At 41.6% G+C, this 526-nt stretch carries 2 tRNA genes; both read right to left on the bottom strand.

Annotated elements, in window-relative coordinates:
- Positions 1-301 precede the first annotated feature (301 nt).
- Positions 302-377: transfer RNA gene (locus H5200_RS23410), tRNA-Phe, on the bottom strand.
- A 48-nt stretch (positions 378-425) separates the two neighbouring features.
- Positions 426-501 (bottom strand) — tRNA-Thr (locus H5200_RS23405).
- Between the last annotated feature and the right edge of the window lie 25 nt (positions 502-526).

Below are 526 nucleotides of genomic sequence, written 5' to 3'. Positions count from 1 at the left end.
TGAAAGGTGAAAGGTGAAAGGTGAAAGGTGAATTAGAAAACTCAACCGAGTACTTGGCAAACTTTACTTGTGCTAATTTTCTCTAAAAAAAAAGCCCCGCATTTTCATGCAGGGCTTTAATATAAATGGTGCACTGAGGCGGCAAAAAATTGTCTGGAACAATTTTTAACGTCCGAAGGATGGCCCGTAGGGCAAAATACAGGGAAGCATTTTGTAATCGAACGTAGTTCGAGGCCGCTTATGTTTTAACTTAAATAAAAACAAAAAAGCCCCGCATTTTCATGCAGGGCTTTAGTATAAATGGTGCCTCGACGCGGAATCGAACCACGGACACGAGGATTTTCAATCCTCTGCTCTACCGACTGAGCTATCGAGGCACTTAAACAGTGCTAATTAAATGTTTTAAAACATTTAATTTAAATAAATGGTGCCGACTAACCGAGTCGAACGGTTGACCTACTGATTACAAGTCAGTTGCTCTACCAGCTGAGCTAAGTCGGCACACTAAACTGTGTGCTAAGGCACG

Source organism: Pseudoalteromonas sp. SG43-7, from assembly GCF_014164295.1.
GTDB classification, from domain to species: domain Bacteria; phylum Pseudomonadota; class Gammaproteobacteria; order Enterobacterales; family Alteromonadaceae; genus Pseudoalteromonas; species Pseudoalteromonas rhizosphaerae.
Note: the sequence above shows the minus strand (reverse complement) of the source record. Positions and strands in the feature narration are given on the sequence as shown.